The organism is Shewanella goraebulensis (assembly GCF_030252245.1).
GTDB classification, from domain to species: domain Bacteria; phylum Pseudomonadota; class Gammaproteobacteria; order Enterobacterales; family Shewanellaceae; genus Shewanella; species Shewanella goraebulensis.
Map to the genome: position 1 here is coordinate 4,291,417 of NZ_CP126972.1, position 23,315 is coordinate 4,314,731.

The following is a 23,315-nucleotide window of genomic DNA, read 5'->3' on the forward strand; positions in this document are numbered from 1 at the left end:
CCTAATTTAGCTCAAAAGGAATAATGAACCAAGGTGCAACTGTTTATCGTATTTGCTAATGAGATTAAACAAACAGGTTATAATGTGTCTTACATCGCAGTTCATTAGTATTCGACTTTACTCAACAATACAGTCAAATGAACTGACAATTTAACACTGTACAATACTGTATAAAATACTGTATAAATACAAATTAAAATCTAATCGCAACCATATGCCTTAACTCGTTTGCTAAGATATATACCCCTATTCCAGCAACCGAGCACAACATCAGAGTGAAGAATGGATACCATTGAAATTCGCGGTGCACGAACCCACAACTTAAAAAACTTTGACCTAAAAATCCCTCGTGACAAGCTGATTGTCATCACTGGCCTTTCTGGTTCAGGTAAATCCTCATTAGCGTTCGACACGTTATATGCCGAGGGTCAACGCCGTTATGTTGAGTCTTTATCAGCATACGCTCGCCAATTTTTAAGTTTGATGGAAAAGCCTGATGTTGACCATATTGAAGGTTTAAGTCCCGCGATTTCAATTGAACAAAAGTCCACCTCACATAACCCACGCTCAACTGTGGGTACCATCACTGAAATATATGATTATTTGCGACTCTTGTTTGCCCGTGTTGGCGAACCTCGCTGTCCGACGCATGGACAAGCATTAGCTGCGCAAACTGTCAGTCAAATGGTCGATAAAGTATTGGAACTGCCAGAAGGCAGTCGCCAAATGTTATTAGCCCCTGTAGTTAAAGCCCGTAAAGGTGAGCATGTAAAACTACTCGAAAGCTTAGCTGCACAAGGCTATGTTCGAGCCCGTATCGATGGTGATGTGTGTGATTTATCCGACCCGCCAACCCTTGATTTACATGTTAAGCACACCATCGAAGTCGTCGTTGACCGTTTCAAGGTTCGTGATGACTTAAAGCAGCGTTTAGCTGAGTCATTTGAAACCACTTTAGAGATGTCTGGCGGCATTGCGGTTGTCGCTGATATGGCTGGTGAAGCTGAAGAAATCGTTTTCTCAGCTAATTTTGCCTGTCCTCATTGTGGCTATTCAATGGCTGAACTTGAGCCACGTATCTTTTCATTCAATAACCCTGCCGGTGCCTGTCAAACCTGTGATGGATTAGGGGTGCAGCAGTACTTTGATGCAGATAGAGTGATAACCAACGGTGAATTATCATTAGCGGGCGGCGCAATTCGCGGCTGGGATAAACGCAACTTTTACTATTTCCAAATGCTCAGTTCGTTAGCTGAGCATTATAAGTTTGATGTTGAAACACCATTTCAGCAGTTAACCGACAAAGTACAAAAGATTGTGCTCCATGGTTCAGGCAAGCAAAGCATTGCGTTTAAATACATTAATGACCGTGGCGATGTAGTGATCCGTAATCATCCATTTGAAGGGATCTTGAATAATATGGATAGACGTTATCGTGAAACAGAGAGTAACTCTGTGCGCGATGAGTTGTCTAAATTCATTAATACCCAATCTTGTAAAAGCTGCGGAGGCTCTCGACTACGTGAAGAGGCTCGTAACGTATTCATTGGCGAATTGACCCTACCTCAACTAACAGAATGGTCCATTGGCGAAGCCATGAACTATTTTAAAAAGGTTGAGTTCACGGGGCAAAAAGCGCAAATCGCGGAAAAAATCCTCAAAGAAGTTGGCGACCGATTAGGTTTCTTAGTCAATGTTGGCCTTAACTATCTTAGCTTAGACCGTTCTGCAGATACCCTTTCAGGTGGTGAAGCTCAGCGTATTCGTTTGGCTAGCCAAATTGGCGCAGGGCTTGTTGGTGTGATGTACGTGCTCGATGAACCTTCTATTGGTCTGCATCAGCGTGATAACGAACGTCTACTTAAAACCTTGATCCACCTTCGGGATTTAGGCAACACGGTTATCGTGGTTGAGCATGATGAAGATGCTATTCGCATGGCGGATCACGTGATTGATATTGGTCCAGGTGCTGGTGTTCACGGCGGCGAAGTGATTTGCTCTGGTGGTTTAAAAGATATTATTGAATGTGAAGAGTCAATTACTGGTCAATACATTTCCGGTAAGAAACAAATTCATGTCAGCGAGCAGCGCACGCCGATGGATCCGAAAAAGGTCATTGAACTTTGCGGCGCTACAGGCAACAACTTAAAAAATGTCGATTTAACGATCCCTATTGGATTGTTCACCTGTGTCACTGGTGTATCAGGTTCGGGTAAGTCGACTCTGATTAATGACACCTTCTATAAAATTGCTCACCGCATGTTAAACGGGGCAACCATTGACGAACCTGCAGCGCACAAAAGCATTAAAGGTATGGAGCAATGTGACAAGGTGGTCGATATTGATCAAAGCCCAATTGGCCGAACACCGCGCTCAAACCCTGCGACTTATACAGGCATATTTACCCCAATTCGTGAACTATTTGCCGCGACCCAAGAGTCAAGAAGCCGTGGGTATTTGCCGGGTAGGTTCTCATTCAATGTAAAAGGCGGACGCTGCGAAGCTTGTCAAGGTGATGGCCTCATTAAAGTAGAAATGCATTTCTTACCCGATGTATATGTACCGTGTGATTCATGTAAAGGTAAACGCTATAACCGCGAAACTTTAGATGTGAAATACAAAGGTAAAAACATTCATGAAGTGCTGCAGATGACCATTGAAGAAGCCCGCGTATTCTTCGATCCGATTCCTGCTATCGCGCGCAAATTACAAACCTTAGTCGATGTCGGTTTATCCTATATTTGCTTAGGCCAAAGCGCCACGACTTTGTCAGGCGGTGAAGCCCAAAGAGTGAAGCTGTCTAAAGAGTTATCTAAACGAGATACGGGTAAAACGCTGTATATTCTAGATGAACCGACCACAGGTTTACACTTTGCTGATATTCAATTGTTATTAGATGTATTACATAGATTAAAAGCGAAGGGTAATACTATTGTAGTGATTGAACACAATTTAGATGTGATTAAAACCGCAGACTGGATTGTCGATTTAGGCCCTGAAGGTGGTTCTGGTGGTGGTATGATTTTGGTCAGTGGCACACCTGAAGATGTCGCCAAAAATACCGAATCACATACTGCACATTTCTTGAAACCATTATTAGAGAAAATGCCTGCAGTTACACAAGCTAAAGTTAAAAAAGCACCTGCGAAAAAAGCGGCAGCCAAGAAAACAGTTAAAAAGGTTGCTGCGAAAACGGATAAATAAAGATGCTAATCTAGTTAACTCAAGTCGGCTTAACCTTATGGGATGATTAGCCAGAGGATATGAAATGGATTTTCAATTAGCGGCTCTGGTGTTAGTTCTAACCGCCACATTTGCTCAGTCGGTAACGTTAGCATTAGTGATGACTCAATTTTTTGTGCGCTATTTAGCTCAAAAAGTTGAGTTTATTCGCCTTACATCAGCTGAAATAGCGTGCAATAAACCTAGCTTGCTCAAAGCAAATATCTCCCTTTTAAAACCACCCGCCTTATTACCGCTAATTTTTACTTTCGCCATAACTGGCTGCGCTACTCAAAATTGTGGCAACAATCCTGTTAATCATTGGAGTAATCAAAGTCAATTACTCGATGATATCCGCATTTTAAGCAGTAAAGAGTTCGAAGGTAGGAAAACCGCAACTCATGGCGCTGAACTTAGCCGAGAATATATCAAACAACGGTTTAGCGAGCTCAATCTCACTCCTTGGCAAGATGACTTCGACGTGCCCTTCACTTATCGATTTAATTTTTCCAATAAACAAGGCATTAATCTCATTGCCACCATCAAGGCTCAAAATGAAACCGATCGCTGGCGTGTAATCACCGCCCATTACGATCACTTAGGTAAAAAGGGCAACAAAGTCTTTGCTGGCGCTGATGATAATGCTTCTGGTGTTGCCGCAATGCTCGCTATAGCGGAGCAATGGCACGCACAAGGCAATCAAAACGTAAACTTGATGCTCGTCGCAACCGACGCTGAAGAGACAGGATTGTTCGGTTCGTACGCCCTAGTTGAACAGTTAATGGCGGCAACTAACATGCAAGTCGAAATATCGTTAAATCTCGACATGATTGGGAATCCCTCCCGCCCTAAAGCCATATATGTAGAAGGTGAGAAAAATTTAACTGAATTTAATCAGCTAAAAACTCAACTCCAAGACTATAATCAATTATGTATTCGAGAGAGCCGTTCACGAATGAAAAACGGCAGCATGGTAAAGATAGATTGGTTGCGTGCTTCGGACCATTATCCGTTCCACAAAGTTGGCATACCTTGGTTGTACTTAGGGGTTCCAACACATAAACAATATCACACCATCGACGATACAATAGATACAATCGATATTGGCTTTTTAGCGGCAGTTACAGAAACCGCATTTGAATTAGTCTCAGTGAATAAGCAACAAATTGCTTTTCAATAATCAGGCCAATTTTAAAAAGTTATTGAAAATATATAGTCATATGGGTGAAAGCTTGCTATAATATCGCCCCTTTGACGCGGGAAATCGACACGGGGTTGATTTTCTGTCTGTGAAACTTTAGCGCGAATGCCACTATATTCGTGCATACCCACAAGGCTACAACTCAATGTCATCCGATGAAAGAACTTTCCGCGAACTTGGTTTATCCGAGAATTTGCTTCGTGCCCTTGACGATCTAGGTTACGAAAAACCAACTCCAATTCAGTCTGCAAGTATCGACCCGCTAATGGCTGGTAAAGATATTTTAGGTCAAGCTCAAACTGGTACTGGTAAAACAGGTGCTTTCGCACTGCCTTTACTAAACAGTGTTGACCAAAAGCTGAACGCTCCTCAAATCCTAGTGCTTGCACCAACTCGTGAACTTGCCGTTCAGGTTGCTGAAGCATTTGGTAGTTACGCTAAACACATGAAAGGCTTCCATGTACTACCTATTTACGGTGGTCAAAGCATGCATCAACAATTAAGTGCGCTACGTCGTGGCCCACAAGTTGTTGTTGGTACGCCTGGTCGTGTTATGGACCACATGCGTCGCGGTACATTAAAGTTAGATTCATTAAAAGCATTGGTGCTTGATGAAGCTGATGAAATGTTAAAAATGGGCTTTATCGACGATATCGAATGGGTATTAGAACATAAGCCTGAGAACAGCCAACTTGCACTTTTCTCTGCGACCATGCCAGAGCAAATTAAGCGCGTTGCTAACAAGCATTTATCAGATCCTGTTCATATTAGCATCTCAACCACTAACTCAACTGTTAAGTCTATTGACCAACGTTTTGTTCAAGTGTCTCAACACAACAAGCTTGAAGCTTTAGTTCGTGTATTAGAAGTTGAAAATACTGAAGGTATTATCATCTTCGTTCGTACTCGTAACAGCTGTGTTGAATTAGCTGAGAAACTAGAAGCCCGTGGTTATGCTTCATCGCCATTACATGGTGACATGAACCAACAAGCACGTGAGCGTGCTGTTGAGCAACTTAAGCGTGGCAAGCTAGATATCCTTATTGCTACTGACGTTGCGGCCCGTGGTCTTGACGTTGAACGTATTGGACACGTAGTAAACTACGATATCCCATATGATTCAGAAGCTTACGTACACCGTATTGGCCGTACAGGTCGTGCTGGTCGTACAGGTATGGCGATTCTTTTCGTAACAAACCGCGAAATGCGTATGTTACGTACCATTGAGCGTGCGACTTCAAGCCGCATTTCGCCAATGAAAGTACCAAGCCCTGAAACTGTTGCAGAGCGTCGTTTATCTCGTTTAGGCGAGCAAATCCAAGAAACCATTAACGGTGACTTAGATTTCATGAAGAACGCTGTTGCTGAGTTATGCCAACAACTTGAAATCGATACAGATTTACTTGCTGCGGCATTATTACAACAAGTTCAAGCTGAGCGTCCATTACAACTTCCTGCGATTCAAGAGCGTCAACGTGATTCTCGTGATAGCAGAGATCGTGACAATGGCCGTGAGCGCCCACGTCGTGATTCACGCGGTGGTCGTCCACAACCAACAAGCTTTGGTAGTGCTGAAGGCTTAAAAGATAAGCCAGATGTTAAGATGTGCCGCTACGTAATCGAAGTAGGTCGTGATAATGGTGTTGGTGTAGGCAACATCGTTGGTGCTATTGCTAACGAAGCAAACATCGATAGCCAGTTCATTGGTCAAATTCAATTATTTGATCAAGTAACTTCAATTGACTTACCAGACGGTATGCCAAAAGATGTTCTGACTCATTTACGTAAAGTACGTGTATGTGGCAAGCCTCTAAACATTAAAGAAGCTAGCGATACCGCTTTCCCTGAGCAAAGCGACCGTCCACGCCGTCCACGTAATGACCGCCCTCGTGGTGACAGACCTCGCGGCGATCGTCCACGCGGTGACCGTCCTCGCGGCGATCGTCCACGTAAGCCTCGCGATAGCGAGTAATCGATCACAATATCAACATTATGTTGAGTCACTGATTTAAAAATGGAGCTTCGGCTCCATTTTTTTATGCCTATTGCTGTATAATCTCTCGCCTATTTTGATACCTATTAATACAAGCTTTAATTTAATGTTACTAAATAAGCCTCTATTTCAATATTCTATTGGTGCTATCTCGCTGATCATCACATTGCTTTCTGCGCCAACGTTGGCACAGGGCGTAGCAAAAAGTGCTGCAGCTAAAGAGAGCCAGCAGCTCCATGCAGGTACCTCAAATGGAGATTGGGTTCAATTTACCTTTGAGAATGATGCATTTGGACTGATTAACACCAGTGATGATGACTATAGTAACGGCATAGAATGGAGCTGGGGCAAAGCTGTCGTCAATGACTTTGACGAGCTTGTATTACCTAAATGGCTGCAAGGTTTATATGGCTATAGTTATTTAAATCATGGCAGCAATAGACAATATCAAATTAGTTATAGCGTTTCTCAGCGCATGTATACACCGGATGACTTACAGCAAGCAGCATTGATTGAATCCGATCGTCCCTATTCTGGAACCTTACTATGGGGCACCAAATTACGAAGCTATGGTGATGGTGTGGCAGATAATTTAAGCCTCACATTGGGAGTAGTGGGCCCGGCATCTTTTGCTGAGCAAACTCAAAAACAAGTTCACGAAATCATTGATGCTAAAGAGCCAATGGGCTGGGATAATCAACTGAGCAACGAACCTGTGTTTAAGGTTGAAGCGCAGCGCCTTTACCAATTAGCGTACACACCTCTTTCTGACAACCTTGAATTTGATACTGTTTTCCACGGTAACGCTGGTGTAGGTAATTTAATGAGTGATGTAGGTGCTGGCATGACATTTCGGTTGGGGAATATTCTTTCTCATAGCTACGCCTTTGTTTCTCAGGCTGCATCAAGAAGCAATAATGGCTACATTGTTAAGTCGGCAGATGAGCTAAGTTGGCAGGTATTTGTTACCTTCTACGGCCGTTATGTATTTAACGATATCACTATCGACGGCAACACCTTTACAGACAGCCACTCAGCAGAGTTAACCCAGCAGCAAGCAATGATTAACATGGGCTTTATGCTTAATTGGCAAAACTGGGGATTAAGCTTTTCAGCTATTCGTGGCACTGAGCAGTATCACGACCAACCCAACAAAGCGAATTTTGCGGCAGTGAACATTAACTATCGCTTTTAATCTTCAAACGCCTTGCTGCTTTTAAGGCGTTTTTGTTGGTACAAAGGCCAGATTTGAACCATAAATACCGAACCAACAATTAAAATAATGCCCAACAACGACCATATATCAATAGCGTCAGCCCTAAAGATATTTGGCCATAATCCTAGTTCAACCACCACAGCATTAGCGGTAAAACTCAGCACTGGCGTCAGAGCTAACATGGCACTGACTTGTGCTGTTGGCCAATACTTCATCGCTTGCCCAAAACATCCGTAGGCTATAAGCGTATTCGCGGCACAGAAAACGATGACTAACCATTGATGATTAGTCATCAACTTGTATTGGCTAAAGTCACTTAATGGCGCCATTAATAAAACACCTAAGCCATAAATAAATAACAACACATTATTTGGCGACAATTTTGTGATTAATGACTTTTGCAGCAGTGCATAACTGGTCCAAGATAGTACAGAAAATTGCACGATTAACACGCCAAAGCCTATTTGACTAGCATTGGAAGCCGATACATCCAAGCTTGGATGGAAAAACAATAAAACCCCTAATGCCAAAGTTGCAAAACAAGTTAACTGCAACGCTGTTAAGCGTTCTTTAAAAAATAACGCGCCGCCAAATGCCAAATAAAACGGTGCAGTTTGAAAATTAAGTTGTGCAGTCCCCGGCGATAAATAATCCAATGAATACACAAAGGAGGTGTAATTACACATTAACAGAATGCCCGCAGTTGATAACCGCAGCCAATCCCCTTGAGATAAATCAACAAATTGCCTAAGTGCACCAAAGCGCCACTGTAAAAAATACGTCACCACGAAAGCGACTAGAAACCGAAACCAAGTCAGCGAAACCGGATCAATAAACCCACCTGATAGCTTAAGCGCTATGGGTAAAATGCCCCAAAAAATAACGGCAACCGAAACAAAGATTAGTCCTAAACGGGTATGACTCACGAAATTGGCAACTCTACTGAAATGAACTCATATTTTGCAACATACTGCCTGAATATAGCCGACTAATAAACCGCTAAAAACGCGGTTTATCGTCTTCAGTATTCGCTATACAGGATTAAGAGTTTAGCCGCCTGATAACCATGGAAATCTTGCTTAATAAAGGTAAAATAGCCGCCATTAAAATAGCTATATATCCTGCTCCATCATGGATAATCCCTACACCTAACATCTAAGGAACACTGGTCATGAGTCTTGCTGATTCAGTTCTCGCAATTAACAATGATTTGCCTATCCGCACCGATAAACCGGTTCATAGCGGTAAAGTCCGCAGTGTTTATTGGCTAACAGATACTGATAGCCGTCGCCTTATTAGCGACAAAGGCTACGATGTCCCTGCTGATACGCCACTGGCTATCATGGTGATCAGTGACCGTATATCTGCGTTTGACTGTATTTTCCACGGTGAAGGTAACCTGCAAGGTATTCCCGGTAAAGGCGCGGCACTCAATGCGATTTCAAACCATTGGTTTAAGCTTTTTGCTGAAAACGGCTTAGCTGACAGCCACATCTTAGATATCCCACACCCATTTGTATGGATTGTTCAAAAAGCGCGTCCAATCAAAGTTGAAGCAATTTGTCGTCAATATATAACTGGCTCAATGTGGCGTGCATACGCTAAAGGTGAGCGTGAGTTTTGCGGAATAACATTGCCTGAAGGGCTAAAGAAAGATCAAAAATTACCTGAGCTACTGATTACGCCTTCAACGAAAGGGATTTTAACTGGAATCCCAGGTGTGCCAGAACAAGATGATGTTAATATTAGCCGCGCAGACATAGAAGCGAATGTTGAAGCATTTGGATTTGAGCAGGCTTCAGATATCGACTTATACGAAAAGCTTCTTAAACAAGGCTTTAAGGTTATTTCTGATGCTTTGAGTAGTCACGATCAAATGTTTGTCGATACTAAGTTTGAATTTGGTTATGTGGACGACAAAGACGGTAACTCAAAACTGATTTACATGGATGAAGTTGGCACACCAGATTCGTCACGTATTTGGGATGGCGCTGCTTACCGTGATGGCAAGATTGTGGAAAATTCTAAAGAAGGTTTCCGTCAGTTCTTACTTAACCATTTTGACGATGCTGACATATTATTAAATAAAGACAGAATGCCTGAGCGTGAAGCTTTAGCACGTGATAACGACTTACCACTAGAAGCGATGATGAATGTATCTCGTACCTATACTGGTGTTGCTGAAAAAGTCACAGGTAGCAGCATTAAGCTTCCTGAAAACCCTAAAGCCGATATCATTAAAGTCTTACGTGAAAATTACGACTTAATCGATTAGCAAATACAATACATCCTAAAAAGGCGCCTCGAGGCGCCTTTTTTGTGTCTTTTACTAATGAGTTTTATAAGTATTTAATCCAAGCTTGTTTGCTCTGGTGTTTATACTGACTAAACCATTTAGTTGGAAAGTACAGTAACACCGCTAAAATCACTGTCACCGTCCATACCCAACCTATATGGATAAAGCCATATAAATCACCATAGTTAGGCCCTATAACGTTGATTGCGAACTGATACATAAACAGCAATAGATATAAATGCACAATATAGAAAAACATCGGTGCTGAACCGAAGGTCGATAATATTTTACCGTACTTAGGGTCGACTTTTTCCAGTGCACGTAAGCACAATAAGGTGCCACCTATTGTAACCAACAGAAACGCTAACGACGGTGGATACTTAGTCACATTAAATACCGACTTTAATGTCATCAATAAGCTTTCACCTTGCTGCCAATCTAAGGTTTCACCATAAATATTAAAGCCACGTAAAATGGCAAAAATTGCAAAACACCCCAAACCCAGCCCTATGAGAATTTTGTGGCGTTTAGCATCATCAAAACTCGCGCTGTAAATAGGCGCCATCACATAGCCTAATAAAATCACTCCAATCCAAGGCAAGACCGGATAACTTGCACGAATACCTACAAAATCGTTTGGTAAAATATTACCGCGATCATGCAGTATTGCCCAAATCGTATAGCCCCACTCACCTGGCTCAAAGTTGATTGGCGTCAATGCGTTATGGCCAAATACAATCACTAACCCAATAATTGCCAACCACACTCTTGGCAAACCTATTAATGCCGCTAGCGCTAGCATACTAATACCGATAGCCCACATGACCTGTAACCAAATCATGTCGTAATTACCCATCCACTGGAAGGTAATGACCGTACATTCTAGGGCGATGATAAATAGGCCGCGTTTCATTAAGAATTCACGCCCATTTCGCTGCGGGCCATGTTGAGGATGACTATAAAGCCATGCTGAAACACCCGTTAAAAATACAAAGGTCGGCGCACAAAAGTGCGCCGCAAAGCGACTTAAAAACAGCCCCGTACTGGTACTGTCTAGCATCATAGGATCGCTGACCTGCTCATGGAAAAAGAAACGTTCTCTCACATGATCTAACAACATAATCAACATGACGATACCACGCATAATATCGATACTATCAATGCGTTTTTTTAGCACCGACGGGCTCATAGTGTTCATTTAAAAGCTCTCTTTGGGGGCGTTAATGCAGAACGTTTATACAGGTTTTGTCATACCGAATGTATAAAAACATCAAATAAATTTCGACTTTAGCATTTGGACTATAGCAATCAACTTGGATTGTTTATGTTCTTTGAAGACCACAGCTCAAAACCAACAGCACAATCTCAATAAAGTATTTTCATAAAATTTACAAAACCCACCAAATGTAAATGATAATGATTTTCATTTATATTTGATCAACTTTTATTTATCATCTGTTGCGAAAAAAACTCAAGCCAGAAAACAACCAAATTTTAATAGTAAGCATTAGGCTTACATAGCAGTTAAGATGATGAAATTATGAAACTTAGTCCCATATACTTGTCCATATTATGTGCTTTTAGTGTCATTCAGTGTGCTTCAGCGGCTGAAAACGATGTTAAAGATACTCCTGATGAAACTACGAACTTAGAAGTCATTGAAGTTAAAGGTCGCTACATCCAAGGCTATAATGCTCACTCTGCAAGCGGCGCATCGCGTCTCGATCTAGCGATTACCGATATTCCTCAATCTGTTTCGGTGATCACTGAAGCACAAATGAAAGACTTCCAGCTAACCGATATCAACTCTGTGCTAGATACCGCGACAGGCATCAATGTTGAACGGATTGAAACTGATAGAACATATTATACCGCACGCGGTTTTGACGTAACCAATTTCCAAATCGATGGTATTGGTTTACCGCTCACCTCGGGTAATAACCATGCTGATGAAGACACCGCAATTTATGACCGAATCGAAGTTATTCGTGGTGCAAATGGACTAATGACGGGAGTCGGTAATCCATCGGCAACAGTTAATTTTATTCGTAAACGTCCAACCGTCGAAGATCAATTATTAATATCAGGCACTTACGGCAGTGATAACAATGCCCGTCTTGAACTTGATGGCTCAATTGCCATTACAGATAAAGTGTCAGCCCGCGCCGTTGCCGTTAAGCACCAACAAGACTCTTACCTTGACCGTTACGAGCAAGATAAGAATGTCTTATATGCGTTTATCGAAGCTGAAATTACTGACAACACGACTATCTCATTGAGCCACAGCTACATTGATAACGATGCAACAGGCAATAACTGGGGCGCTTTACCCCTTTATTATACTGATGGAAGTGCAACCAACTATGATCGCTCAACCAACACTTCTGCTGATTGGTCAAATTGGCAAGTCGAAAAAAATAATACCGTATTTGAAATAAGCCACTACTTTAATGCTGACTGGCGTTTACGAGGAACTTATTCTCATAAAGTCACTGACGAAGATACCGAACTATTCTATGTTTATGGCACTCCAGATAAAACCACAGGCTTGGGCCTTACGGGTTACGGCAGTGAGTATGACCTAGATGAAACCACTGATTTAGCTGACTTATATGTTGATGGTAACTTTGATTTATTCGGTCGCAATCACCAACTTGTTGTCGGTATTAACCATGCTGAATTAACGTACAACGACACTTCGTTATACGACTACACCACAGGTAATGGTTTCCCTGCTATGCCAGATTTAAATGATTGGGATGGTAATACACCTAAGCCTACATTTAGCGATGGATTAACTGGCAGTGATGTTCGCACCAAACAACAAGCCGCTTACTTCACTGGTCGATTCAACCTATTTGAAGATATGCACTTAATTGCAGGTGGGCGTTATAACACTTGGGAAGCGAACGGCGAAGCCTACAGTGTTGACCAAGAAACTGATGCCAGTGAGTTTATTCCTTACTTAGGTATGGTGTATCGCTTTAGACCTGAGGTCATTGCTTACGCCAGTTACACAGAAACCTTCTTAGCCCAAAAAGAGCTTGATATTAATGATCAGATGCTAGATCCGGTCACAGGTGAAAGCAAAGAAATCGGGATCAAGAGTGAGTTATTTGATGGCAATCTGATAGCCAGCCTAGCTTATTTCGATGTGGAACAAACTAACTTAGCCACACTAGATGAATCTACAATTTTGCTTCCACCAGATCAACACCGTTATGTTGGTGCTGACGGAATTAACAGTAAAGGCTTTGAAATCGAATTTGCAGGTGAGCTCTACACAGGCCTTCAAGCCAGTATTGGTTACACAGATTTTGAAATTAAAGGCGATGATGTTGTTGCTGATTACACTCCAGAAAAACTATTAAAGCTAGCTGCAACTTACGAGTTTCAAAATATCGAAGGGTTATTCTTTGGTGTAAACATGCGCTGGCAAGATGATACTTCTCGTAAACAAGGCATCGTCGCAGATGGTTTCGATAATGCAGGACAAGAAATTATCACTGAACAAGAAGCCTATGCCATCGTTGATTTAATGGCTAAATATCAATTTACTGATGATATTCAATTAACTGTTAACGCCAACAATATAACCGATGAAAAATACATCACCAGCTTGTATTGGGCTCAAGGCTTTTATGGCGCTCCAGCAAATTACAGTGCAACATTAACCTGGAAACTTTAAGTTTCATTAAAGGCTTCTTGTCTCAAGGCAAGAAGCCTTTTTATATTAATTAGAGTCAATTATGAGAAAAACATTATTTAAGTGGCACTCTTATGGAGCGCTAATTGCTATGCTGCCGTTATTGATCATTTCAATAACCGGCAGCATTTTGGTTTTTAAAGTCGAAATAGATAGCCTGTTGCGTCCTGCCCACATGGTGGTTGAGGCAGACAATACAACCGAACGTGTCAGCCTAGATACACTGATGCAAACCACACTCGATGCTAATCCAGAGTACGAACTGGGAGGTTGGGAACTATTTGATGATAAGCAGCGTTCTGATGCGGGTTATTTAATAAAGCGCGGTACAGAAGATTGGGAAAAGATTTACATTAACCAGTACACAGGAGAGCTATTGTCTCAATCTCAACCTATGGGACATTACATCACCGATTGGTTATTAGAGCTGCATTATACGTTTTTGCTTGAAGTTAAAGGGGCTTGGGTTGGTTTTGCTGCAGCGTTAATTATGCTGTTTTTAGGTATTAGTGGCATTATTTTATATCGACGCTTTTGGGCTAAATTATTCACCATGCGCATCAAAGCTGTGAGGCGTATTTTATTTAGTGATATCCATAAGTTTATCGGTATTTTAAGCTCGCCAATTTTACTTATCATGGCGTTCACTGGTGGTTATTGGAATATCGCTGGCATATTGCATGAAATCAATGAGCATGGCGACAGCGGACACGTCTATATTACCGCCCCACTTCATAGCCCAGATATTTCGTTTGAAACCTTAAGAATACAAAGCTCAAAAGAGATCCCCACCTATCAAGCAGGGTATCTTGCAATGCCCCATGAGCCTGACCGAAATATTACTTTCTATGGTGCTGTAGAGACCAACAACCCTCTCAATAGCGAATACTCAAGTATTGTCAGCTTTGATAAAACCAGTGGTGACTTAGTCCAAAAACAAGATATACGTGATGCGGGCTTTCTGATGGTATTTCTAGATAGCTTTCGTAAACTACATTTTGGTTACTTTGGCGGGCTGATTACTCGCATAATCTGGTGTGTTGTAGGCCTAATGCCTGTTATTTTAGGCTTCACCGGTCTGTATTTATATTGGAGTCGTCGCCAACAAAAAGTCATAGCCAAACGCACCAGAGTGGCCATAGACTCCCAGTCAGCGGCTTGAATCGATTCCCCCGAAAAAAGGAGCCTTAGGCTCCTTTTTTATTACTTTATTGCAATTCGTAATTTAGTAATTAGTGATGAGTTGATTCACTCGCAGCGTAAACTTGCGACCAAGGCATAAGGCCAATAAAAGTAACAAGCCTAAATAACCTAAACTGCCACCAGCTTTTTCTTTAATTTCACCGTCTTTAGTCTCTGACGCTTGAGGGTATGCTAGGGCAATGAGTACTGGATCGTGATCAGATGAAGAGTAAACATTGTCAGACTTAGCTAGCTCTCCAGTATATTTACTGCTGTATTCGAACAAGTTAGATTCAACTGAATTGATATGCCAATCTTCAATAGCCACCAAACGTGCTGCTAAGCTACTATTACCTAAGGCATGATCTAAATTACCTAGCTCACCATTATAGCTATATGAGTACGTCGCTGCGCCATGTGCTTGAGCATTTAAATTAATCAGTCCAAACCCTTTATCAATCACCATGCCTTTTGGCTCATGAGCAAGTCCATTTAAGCGGGTGTGTGAGGCAGTTTTAATAACACGCTCGTTAAGATTTGCATCATAATCTGTTAGCACTGCTAATGGATCTTCCTTGCCATAGGCATTCAAATCACCTATAACCAGCACATCACCTTCTAAGTCTGTTATCGACTCACCGATAACCTTAGCGGCAGAAACACGAAACGCATTACACTTGCCCTGTAAGTCCTCGGGCTCTGAATCTTCATTAAAGCTTAACCAGTCCTCTAAGCAACCTGAGCCTTTAGATTTAAAGTGATTCACCACAACTGTCAGTTTTTGATCATTTACCAAAAAGCCTTGCATTAAGCTGTGACGTTGATATTTATGATAAGCAGGGTTGGTTTCCTTCACGCCATCATTGATACGTGTCACCACTCCCTCTTCGATGTGTTGTTCAGGCGTAACAATAACCTTTGCTATACCGTCTAAAGTGACAACTTCGGGTCTATATAACAGACCGACAGCAATGGCATCTGAGCCAACAAAGCCACCATTGTCAGTGACTTCAACAAATTGATAAGCAAGTTTAGCTGGCAGCTTTGCATTAAGTACCTCAACTAAGTTCTGTATGGCACTTAACTCACCAAAGCCATTATTTTCAACTTCCATTATGCCAATAATGTCTGCATTCATTGCCGCCATTGCATTAACGATTTTTGTTCGCTGCAACAGCATTTCTGACTCAATCTTTGCACCTCGATTGTGACCTAATGGATTAGGATCACCGCCAAATTCACTATTAAAGAAATTCAGCACATTAAAACTGGCTACACGCAAGTCACCTTGATTAGCGATCGCTGGCTCCACGCTGCGGTCGTTATTACGAACAAAATCGCTGGCGCCAATCTCATTGATTGGCATAAAGCGATATTTATCATAGCTATAGCCAATAACACCCTCAATATTGGTCAAGGTATCACCAATACGAATATAACCATTATCGGCATTAAAGTTTGGAAAATACGGCACTTCGCCATGCTCAGCTTTATAATCAGATTCAACAACAAGCTGATTCGCTATATTGGCACTATGCAATGCGATTGCGTCGGTGGATAACGGTGAATAAACCTGAGTAGCTTTCATCAATGGCGCTTGATGTGACAACACCATGTTATTACGGTATGAGTCATAATCGAGGCTAAATGAACGCGTAACTTTCATGTCGCTCGCTGTTGTTAACACAACTTTCATGCCTTCAAGTCGCTCAAGAGCTTGCACTAAACTTTGGCCTTCTTGAACCTGTAAAGGCGTGGCAGCAAGCTCACCTAGATGGTTGCCGAGTGTAAATTTTTGCTGCTTTTCAATATTGATTTGAGTAAAGCCTGAATACTCTTGTACTTTACCTGTGACACAGATTTCCATCCCTGGGACGATTTTTGCTGGTGCTGAGTCTCCCCAATGCACAAAAATACCATCAGATGTCAAAGGTGAGCCGTCTCCTTGTGGGTCTTGGATAAAGAAACCTTTATACAACCTATCGGCTCGAGCTGTAACCACCCCTGTGGTGGTTACTTCATGTATGGATTCATTGCCACCCTCAGCAACTAATGGACTAGTAGAACCTGCTCCTTGGATCTCATAAATCGGCGTAATGGTTTTGCCTTCACACAAAACCTTCCCCGCAGTTGGCGCGTTTGTTGTAACAACTTTGGCTTGTACCTGCATCGGCACAACCAGAATAGTAGCCAACGACATTACTGATAATATGCTCACTCTCATTTTTCATTCCAATTTTATTTTTATGCTCATTGAAGCAATTTATTAACAGAATTTTTAAGCATTAATTCATTAAGCCAATACATTAAAAAGGAGCCGAAGCTCCTTTATAATTTATCATTCAATTACTATTGAATTATTACTGAATTCTAATAACAGACGTTAGCAATTAATATTTTGCAGCCTCATTTTCTTTTGGCATCGTCGCTTCAATAAACTCACGTAAATCTTGATTCGATTGCTTTAGATCTTCTGAACGCAAGTACATCATATGGCCACTACGGTAACCTTTAAAGCTTAAGCGGTCTTTCATTTTGCTACTTGGATCCAATTGCCACATGCTGTATTTAGCATCAAAGTAATTAGTTGCACCGTCATAATAACCCGCTTGTACCATGACATTTAAATAGGGATTTTGTGCCATTGCCTGACGTAGGTTTTCACCAGTTTTATTGTTCGTGCGATCCCAAGGGTGCACATTACCCAACATGTAATACTTGATGTCAGTTTTATAATTGAGTTCTTCACGCATGTAAGCATTAATCGCAGGCGTGAATGAATGTAACCATGAGGTTAACTCTGCATTGTAATCAGGGCTATCGCCGACATCTTGTTTATCAATACCAAGATAACGAGAGTCTAAACGGCCAATAGTTTGCCCACGTTCACGCAATAACTCTTTCCAAAAAAATCGCGTTGATACATCAAGGTTTGACTTAAGTACCGCATCGACGCTCAAACCTGAGAAGTGAGCCACTTTTTCTGCAATTTTCTGTTTATGATCCGGTGCAATAAAGCCGCCCATCGCCAATGCTGGAATATATTCATTAATCGTGAAGGCTTCAACTTCAGGTAAGAACTCGGTTAAATCAGTCTGTTGTAAATCATCAGCTAATGCCTTGTGAAACCAAGCCGCTGCTGCAAAGTACGGTAAGCGGTTAGCAGACTTAACAGGACCTTTACGTTCAATACCGATATCCGTCGGTGACACGAGTACTACACCATTAAGGTACATCCACTGGCGGTTTTGTAGCTCTAATGCTAAGCCAGAGACTCGTGTAGTACCGTAACTTTCACCAATTAAATATTTAGGTGAGCGCCAGCGTTCGTTGCGGCTCACAAAAGTATTAAGCCACTCAGCAAGGTATTTTATGTCGGCGTTAACACCGAAAAACATCTCTTGTTGCTTATCTTTACTTGGCATCTCGCCATCAGCGTTTGGCAACACTCTTGAATAACCAGTATTAACTGGGTTTACATAAACAATATCTGCAATATCCAAAATTGAATGAGGATTCGCTTTAACCCCGTATGGCTGCAACGGATAACCTTCATCATCCACATTGATTGCTCTTGGGCCTGTATAACCAATATCCATCCATACTGAAGCAGAACCTGGTCCACCATTAAATGAGATCAATAACGGTCTTTTAGCAGTGCTGCGGACATTTTCACGTTGATAATAGGTATAACTAAGGGTTGCTACAGCATCGCCATTGTCATTCCAAACTGGCTGAGTTCCCACAGTGGCGGTATAGGAAAAACTATTACCATTGACTTTGGTTTTATGTTCCGTGACAACGGTTTGATCAACGGCAATTTTACGGCTGTATTCTGCTATCGATGCTGAATTCGATTTGTTTTTAGCTGTATTTTCGGCATATGCCGTTGCTGAAATTAGCATTGGAGAAATGCAAAGCAGCGTTGCTGCAAGAGTAATAGCCTTCATACCTGTTCTCATTTTTTATCAATCTTGGGTACTTGTGTGGGTATATTAAATGTCCAAATGTCTAATAGTGCAATCAAAGTGTTATCCTAAGTACTGCAACACGTTAACAAATAATAGTAAAATATTGATTTAAAGAATGTTTTAGATAGAACATTAATCGTAAGCAAACGTACATTCACATTTTTATAAAATGATCTTGTGAAAAATACGCTTACAAAGGAAAGGGTTAGGGAAGAACCATTCATGAATTATAACGGCACCTTAAGTACAAAAGTACAAAGCTGGCAACAACCCAATTGGCCACAAAATGCTAAACATTGGACAGAGTATGAACTCAATAAAAAGCACTTCCGCTTAATTGGGGAACTGCAACAAGTTAAAGGTTGGACCCTAGGCTATGTTTTAAGGCAGACAACTTATTCTGGCGATGTATTTTTTAAAGCTACGGCTTTCCTGCCTTTATTCTCAAACGAAGCCAGTCTGTGCGCCAAGTTATACGAACTCTTTCCACAATATAGTGCTGAGGTCATCGCATTTGATGCCAGCCAACAATGGATGCTAACAGCAAGTTTTGGTGAAGCATTTGTTGATACTGTGCCCTTGAGCGATTGGGCAAAGCCATTCGCCGCTTTTGCAGACCTGCAGATATCATCTGTTAATTATATTAATGAGTTAGAAAGTGCTGGTTGTATCCGCCGCGATATCACAGCTCTTCCTAAGCAACTTAGAAGCACATTTCAAAATGAAGCAATAACGTCTCGATTACCGCAAGAGCTTAACCTGTCGGCGGAAAACCTAAACCACGTCATTAACCACCTAATCACAGCAATTGCCGCCTTATCAGCATTTAAGATACCCAATACATTGGTTCACAGTGACTTACATATAGAAAATATTGCTCCTGCGAGCGCTCGCCACCAAGAGCTTAATTATGGCGATAATCAAAGGGACAAAGGGTTTGTTTTTTTTGATTGGAGCGATGGCTGCATTAGCCACCCTTTTATCGACGGTACCTATTTATTTAGAATGGATGATAGCGAAGATAAGCAATATGTTATTGATGCGTATTTATCCCGATGGAGCAAATATGGCTCACGCGATGAGCTGATACAAGCTTGGCAGCTCGCTGAGGTTATTTGTTATGCCCATCAAGCTATTTCGTATGCGGGGATGCTGCACATTCTGACTCAGGAAGAAACACCAGATTTAGTCATCGCCTTTGAAAATGCCTTTAAGCGGTTTTTAAGTAAAGCGATGAATTAATAGCAATATCAAACACTACAAATGAGCTTGTTTACCATGTAATACAATAAGCTCAAATTTGCTCGTATTGTCTGCTTACCTCCCATGTAACAAAAGCATTAAAAAAGCACGGAATTTGTCAAAAAATCGTATCAAATCCTGTTTACCTGCTCTAAAATTCGATTAATTTCCATCACTGAAGCATCGGCAATATGAAACAAGTTGAATTTCGTAATATTGATAAGCTGTTTATCAAAATGTCTATTAACGACAAGTTCTGGACGATATTTGGACTATTTTTACTGATTGTTAGCTGTATCTCGATTAACAGTTACTTCAACAGCATAAATCAAATAGAGCAAAGCTCAATGACAGTGCTCACTGAAAAGGTGACTGCTACGGTCAATACGCTTGAAGCAACTGGACAACTTGAGCAAGCGAGTGCTGCAGGGTTATCTGTATCTGATTTTAACCAACAAAGCGATCGTAATGGCCATAACGTTACAGCGGTAGTTCAAGCAAATGGACAATACTTTTCATTAACTGAATCAGTTCGTAACGTTGAAAGTGATGCCAAACAAGCGGCATTATATAGTTTATTACTGTCTTTTTTATGGGTACTGCCTTTTGCATTAGTGATCTACTGGAATGCGACCTTTATTGGTGGTGCATTATGGGTGCTTTGGGACACCACTGCTAAAATCGGTAAAGGTGACTTAACTTCTCGCTTAGGTTTTCACCCAGGTCGAGATGAATTTGGCACCATTGGCTGCGCATTAGATCAAGCAATGGATACATTAACCGAGTTGGTTGTCACTGTTAAAAAGAGTGCCGACACCTTACACACTACATCAAGCTCATTTGCCGATGAGACTCAGCAAAGCGCAGAACAAATCGATCAACAATATATTTCATTGGACTCTGTTGCTACGGCTATGGAAGAAATGACAGCTTCATCTTTAGAAGTATCCAATATAGCTAAAAATACCACGCAACAGGTTGAGCAAGACTCTGAATACACTAAGCAAAGCTACAACCGTGTAAAACGTGCTATTGAAGAAATTCAGCAGTTATCGACTTACATCGAAAAAACTTCAGATTCGGTTGGTAGCTTAAAAGAAAATGCCACCAAAATTAATGAAGTTATCACCACCATTAATGCCATTTCTGAGCAAACAAACTTGCTGGCATTAAACGCCGCTATTGAAGCTGCAAGAGCAGGTGAAATGGGTCGTGGATTTGCCGTAGTTGCCGATGAAGTACGTACTCTTGCCAGCCGAACTCAATCTGCGACAGTTGAAATTCAGACTATGATTGAACAGCTCCAGTCTGAAACTCAAAACATCGATAGCATTACGCAAGATACTGTTAAGCAAGCACAAAGCAGTAGCGACCTTATCACCAATATTGGTACTGATGTTAACGCCATTGCTGAGTCTTCTCGCTCAATCATGGACATGAGTTTCCACATATCAACATCATCAGAAGAGCAAAGCGCTGTGGCCAATGACATTGCCAAAGAGCTAACAGAAATTAGGGTTAAGTCGAATACTATCCGTGATCTTGCTAATCAATCTTCAAATGGTGTAGTTGATTTATCTGAAGCTTCAGCTAATTTAGGCCGAATTTTAAGTAACTACCAAACCGCCAAATAGAGACGCTGCTAAAAAACCAATAAAATGCCGATAATGATTATCGGCATTTTTGTTTTTGAACTTAGCTAATAGGTATTATCCGCTAATTCATTAATCATGCTCGCTACAACGATTGCCAGCAAGTTTATAGCTGATGAAGGGTGTAACCAAACTGACTTTGGCTATCTTTAGTTAATACAAAGCTGTAATTGGTATCACCGTCAAAGCTGATTAATTCAGATTGGTAAAGCAAGGTTTGAGTGCCGTTATCAGACTCATAAACCACATTAATTTCATAATCATCTTGTGGCATGACGAGGCTTTCTTGCTCTGCAAAATCGATATCTTCAATGGTATATTCTGCGGACTCAATGGTTTCAGAACTATTAACAAAGTAAACGGTTAAGTCATCGTAATCTTGCGATAAATTAACGATATCAACATTGTATTCGTAAGCTCTTGGGCGCATATCATGCTCAATAACCATCCCTTTAACGCTGTCATCTTGGTATAACAACAAAGTTCGAATATCGTCCTGATTAAAGGTCACTAGCACATTGTCTAGAATAACCTCAGAACTTTCGGCGTTTGTCACCGTCACCCCGTAGTCATTAAAGCCCGTTTGTTGGAAATCACTCACAGTAAACGGTGTAATATCGTGAAGGTAATGAGACTCTAATTTACTGTCCACATCCACATCTAAGGTGATGTCTTCAAGGCCGTTAAAGACTCTAAAGTCAGCTGTTGAGTCAATATTGGTATATGACACTGGTGTAGAAGTAGAATCAACGCTGTCTAAGGTAATCTTTAAATCCCCAGAACCAAAGCTATTACGAAGTACAAATTTATAAACAGTTTCGGTGGTTAAGCTCATACTGTTAGTGGTATACACCACATTATCAGTACCTTGCTCAGTCAAGTAAATAACATACTCGTCGGTGTCTAACATTAACTCGGTGGTGTAACCACGATAATCGATGCTGCCTAGCATAGTGGCGTCTTGATATTCATCGCTATCAAGCGAAATATAGGCATCATACGCCATGTCTTCAGACGTCACATTAGCAACCAACACCTGCATTTTGCTGTAATCTTCATCGTCATCATCATTCATATCATCCATGTCACTGCGATCGTAGCTGATATCTAATAACTCAGGTGACTGGTAGTCGCCATAGAGCACAAATAAATGATTTTCTTCACTACTGAAGCTCATATCCTCACTATAAATCGTCACTGTGTCTTCATTTTCGTCCTGACCATAAATCTCCATCTCGACGCTACCAGTGTCGTAGCCATAACGTGGCATTGAATCCCCAAACTCAATATCACTGTACTCATAGTCGTCTAAAACAAGGGATGTGGCAGTACTATTGGCTGAGGCATTATAATACTGAATATAGGCCGAACTATCTGAGCTCTCGTCACTGTCATCACTTGAGTCGCATCCAACAAGAGCCACACTTCCTGCGCAAAATATCATCAAGCTGAACACATTTTTATTAAACATATCTACTCCGTTAACTATTTAATTACATTCTCAAGAGATAGGACAAAGCAGGGATGTAAGTGACTGTAAATAAGTGTAAAGATAAGAAATCCAGCGTAAAGACTTAACAATGACAAAATATGGATACAAAAAAGCACTGCCAGTGCAGTGCTTTTGACGATAA

General features: G+C 41.3%; 14 protein-coding genes. 9 read left to right on the forward strand and 5 right to left on the reverse strand.

Annotated features, from left to right (window positions below):
• Window positions 1–282: 282 nt before the first annotated feature.
• From uvrA to QPX86_RS18145, 4 genes are all read left to right on the forward strand, one after another.
• Complete coding sequence (gene uvrA / locus QPX86_RS18130; RefSeq protein ID WP_220754104.1) at window positions 283–3,204, forward strand: excinuclease ABC subunit UvrA; 2,922 nt, start codon at window positions 283–285, stop codon at window positions 3,202–3,204.
• Window positions 3,205–3,268: 64 nt separating this feature from the next.
• Window positions 3,269–4,402 carry a M20/M25/M40 family metallo-hydrolase gene (locus QPX86_RS18135; RefSeq protein WP_285163437.1) on the forward strand — a complete coding sequence of 378 codons (1,134 nt, stop codon included), beginning with the start codon at window positions 3,269–3,271 and terminating at the stop codon, window positions 4,400–4,402.
• A gap of 166 nt (window positions 4,403–4,568) precedes the next feature.
• Entirely contained in the window at window positions 4,569–6,395 is a 1,827-nt protein-coding gene (locus QPX86_RS18140) for a DEAD/DEAH box helicase (RefSeq protein ID WP_220754103.1), read from the forward strand.
• A gap of 127 nt (window positions 6,396–6,522) precedes the next feature.
• Window positions 6,523–7,611: a lipid A deacylase LpxR family protein gene (locus QPX86_RS18145; protein WP_285163438.1), complete on the forward strand. Its 1,089-nt coding sequence runs from the start codon at window positions 6,523–6,525 to the stop codon at window positions 7,609–7,611.
• Here the strand turns inward: QPX86_RS18145 and QPX86_RS18150 are convergent.
• Window positions 7,608–8,558, reverse strand: a complete 951-nt coding sequence (locus QPX86_RS18150; RefSeq protein ID WP_285163439.1) for a DMT family transporter — start codon at window positions 8,556–8,558, stop codon at window positions 7,608–7,610. The genes QPX86_RS18145 and QPX86_RS18150 overlap by 4 nt on opposite strands.
• Before the next feature lie 245 nt (window positions 8,559–8,803).
• On the opposite strand from QPX86_RS18150, the gene QPX86_RS18155 reads away from it, so the two are divergent.
• Window positions 8,804–9,907 (forward strand): phosphoribosylaminoimidazolesuccinocarboxamide synthase, encoded by a 1,104-nt coding sequence (locus QPX86_RS18155; protein ID WP_220754100.1) that lies wholly within the window; start codon window positions 8,804–8,806, stop codon window positions 9,905–9,907.
• Window positions 9,908–9,971: 64 nt separating this feature from the next.
• On the opposite strand, the gene QPX86_RS18160 is transcribed toward QPX86_RS18155, so the two are convergent.
• On the reverse strand, window positions 9,972–11,126 hold the full coding sequence (locus tag QPX86_RS18160) for a DUF1624 domain-containing protein (RefSeq protein ID WP_407696603.1): 1,155 nt from the start codon (window positions 11,124–11,126) through the stop codon (window positions 9,972–9,974).
• Window positions 11,127–11,468: 342 nt separating this feature from the next.
• Here QPX86_RS18160 and QPX86_RS18165 point away from each other — a divergent pair, with 342 nt between their 5' ends.
• Both QPX86_RS18165 and QPX86_RS18170 read left to right on the forward strand, forming a co-directional pair.
• Complete coding sequence (locus QPX86_RS18165; RefSeq protein ID WP_285163440.1) at window positions 11,469–13,616, forward strand: TonB-dependent siderophore receptor; 2,148 nt, start codon at window positions 11,469–11,471, stop codon at window positions 13,614–13,616.
• Window positions 13,617–13,677: 61 nt separating this feature from the next.
• Window positions 13,678–14,796: a PepSY-associated TM helix domain-containing protein gene (locus QPX86_RS18170; RefSeq protein ID WP_285163441.1), complete on the forward strand. Its 1,119-nt coding sequence runs from the start codon at window positions 13,678–13,680 to the stop codon at window positions 14,794–14,796.
• 63 nt (window positions 14,797–14,859) lie between these two features.
• Here the strand turns inward: QPX86_RS18170 and QPX86_RS18175 are convergent, their stop codons facing one another.
• Window positions 14,860–17,040, reverse strand: a complete 2,181-nt coding sequence (locus QPX86_RS18175; RefSeq protein ID WP_285163442.1) for an ExeM/NucH family extracellular endonuclease — start codon at window positions 17,038–17,040, stop codon at window positions 14,860–14,862.
• A gap of 166 nt (window positions 17,041–17,206) precedes the next feature.
• Window positions 17,207–18,766, reverse strand: a complete 1,560-nt coding sequence (locus QPX86_RS18180; protein WP_407696604.1) for a S10 family peptidase — start codon at window positions 18,764–18,766, stop codon at window positions 17,207–17,209.
• A 243-nt stretch (window positions 18,767–19,009) separates the two neighbouring features.
• On the opposite strand from QPX86_RS18180, the gene QPX86_RS18185 reads away from it, so the two are divergent.
• Both QPX86_RS18185 and QPX86_RS18190 read left to right on the forward strand, forming a co-directional pair.
• Complete coding sequence (locus QPX86_RS18185; RefSeq protein ID WP_285163443.1) at window positions 19,010–20,029, forward strand: hypothetical protein; 1,020 nt, start codon at window positions 19,010–19,012, stop codon at window positions 20,027–20,029.
• 191 nt (window positions 20,030–20,220) lie between these two features.
• A complete protein-coding gene (locus QPX86_RS18190; protein WP_285163444.1) occupies window positions 20,221–21,663 on the forward strand; it encodes a methyl-accepting chemotaxis protein in 1,443 nt (480 codons plus the stop codon).
• A 124-nt stretch (window positions 21,664–21,787) separates the two neighbouring features.
• Here the strand turns inward: QPX86_RS18190 and QPX86_RS18195 are convergent, their stop codons facing one another.
• Window positions 21,788–23,152 (reverse strand): hypothetical protein, encoded by a 1,365-nt coding sequence (locus QPX86_RS18195; RefSeq protein ID WP_220754093.1) that lies wholly within the window; start codon window positions 23,150–23,152, stop codon window positions 21,788–21,790.
• Between the last annotated feature and the right edge of the window lie 163 nt (window positions 23,153–23,315).